At 67.9% G+C, this 1,981-nt stretch carries 1 protein-coding gene and 1 pseudogene; both read right to left on the bottom strand.

Going from position 1 to position 1,981, the window contains the following annotated elements; translation table 11 throughout:
* A pseudogene (locus tag AC5RV2_RS17480) lies at positions 1–194 on the bottom strand (ATPase); the annotation flags it as partial.
* A gap of 161 nt (positions 195–355) precedes the next feature.
* A complete protein-coding gene (gdhA, locus tag AC5RV2_RS17475; protein WP_494064869.1) occupies positions 356–1,696 on the bottom strand; it encodes an NADP-specific glutamate dehydrogenase in 1,341 nt (446 codons plus the stop codon).
* Positions 1,697–1,981: the final 285 nt, after the last annotated feature.

Genomic DNA, 1,981 nt, shown 5'->3' with positions numbered 1-1,981 from the left:
GCATAGACCGCCGTGATTCCGGGCGCGCCGAGCCGGCCGAAGACCTCGGCCAGGGCCGCGGCGGCCTGGGCGGGGCTGGCGTTCTGCACGTTGGCGCTGCCCGCCGTGGCTTCGGCGACCGGCAAGCCGTCGTCCAGCCGGATGCCGTGTGTCTTGCTGCCGCCGATGTCCAGCCCGATGAGTCTTTGCACCATGGGGTGAGCTTACTCGGGGCGTCCCGCCGCCGCGGAGGCCGTGCCGCAACGTCCGTCAGGCCTGTCCGGACCCGCGAAATGACCCGTGCACCACAACGAAACGGTGCCCGCCGTGGCGGGCACCGTCGTCGTCATCAGTGTTGCGGACTGTGCTGGCTGCCTTAGATGAGGCCCAGGGCGAGCATGGCGTCGGCTACCTTCTTGAAGCCGGAGATGTTCGCGCCCGCCACGTAGTTGCCGGGCATGCCGTATTCCTCGGCGGTCTCGGCGCAGCGGTCGTGGATGCCGACCATGATGTCAGCCAGGCGCTGCTCCGTGTACTCGAAGGTCCAGGCGTCGCGGCTGGCGTTCTGCTGCATCTCCAGGGCAGAGGTGGCCACGCCGCCGGCATTGGCGGCCTTGCCCGGGCCGAACAGCAGGCCCGCGTCCTGGAAGATGGAGGCCGCTTCGCTCGTGCAGGGCATGTTGGCGCCCTCGGCGACGGCGACCAGCCCGGACTCCACCAGGCGCCGGGCGGATTTCTCGTCCAGCTCGTTCTGGGTGGCGCACGGCAGCGCCACGGTGCAGTTGACGTCCCAGATGTTGCCGTCGGCCACGTAGTGCACGGCCGAGCCGCGGCGCTCGGCGTACTCCGAAATGCGGCCCCGCTCGACTTCCTTGATCTGGCGCAGCAGTTCGACGTCGATGCCGGCCTCGTCGACGATGTAGCCGCCGGAGTCGGAGGCGGTGACGACCGTGGCGCCGAGTTCCTGCGCCTTTTCGACGGCGTTGATGGCCACGTTGCCGGAGCCGGAGATGGCGACGCGCTGCCCGTCCAGGCTCTGCCCGCGGGTCTTGAGCATTTCCTGCGCGAACAGCACCGCGCCGTACCCGGTGGCTTCCGGGCGGACCAGCGAGCCGCCCCAGCCGATGCCCTTGCCGGTGAGGACGCCGGACTCGTAGCGGTTGGTGATGCGCTTGTACTGGCCGAAGAGGTAGCCGATTTCGCGGGTGCCCACGCCCATGTCCCCGGCCGGAACGTCGGTGTATTCGCCGATGTGGCGGTAGAGCTCCGTCATGAAGGACTGGCAGAAGCGCATGACCTCGCCGTCGGACCGGCCGCGCGGATCGAAGTCGGAGCCGCCCTTGCCGCCGCCGATGGGCATGCCGGTCAAGGCATTCTTGAAGATCTGCTCGAAGCCGAGGAACTTGATGATGCCCAGGTAGACGGAGGGGTGGAAGCGCAGGCCGCCCTTATAGGGGCCAAGCGCGGAGTTGAACTCGACGCGGAAGCCGCGGTTGATCTGGACGTTGCCGGCGTCGTCCACCCAAGGCACGCGGAAGATGATCTGGCGTTCTGGCTCGCAGATGCGCTGCAGGATGGCGGCGTCGGAATATTCGGGATGCCGGGCGGACAGCGGCTCGAGGGTTTCGAAGACTTCGGTGACGGCCTGGTGGAATTCCGTTTCGCCTGGGTTGCGGCGGAAGACTTCGTCGCGGACTTCAAGCAGGTGGGCATCCATGGGTGCGTCCCTTCACTAGCTGACGTATGGGGGCACTCAGGTTGCTGCGGGCCCTCACACAGAAAACCACAAGAAGCGGGATCTAAGAAACACACCTGACACATCGCCGAACCGCCTCGTAACGCGCCGGACGGCGGTACAGTCGGCCGGTTTGTCGCACTGATCCGGGCAGTTCCGGGACCGATCGGCGGGGTGGCGGGGCGGAAAGTGCGGGCCGTCACGGGCAAACGCGCCCGCCCGTCGGGTCCGAATGTGCGGCTCGTCACGGCCCGGGACCCTCCGTGA

This window comes from Arthrobacter sp. Y3225116 (assembly GCF_059091245.1).
This window is presented reverse-complemented; position numbering and strand designations above follow the sequence as displayed.

Coding starts and splice junctions, on each gene's coding strand:
- gdhA (WP_494064869.1), bottom strand. CDS start 1,696: ATGGATGCCCACCTGCTTGAAGTCCGCGACGAAGTCTTCCGCCGCAAC.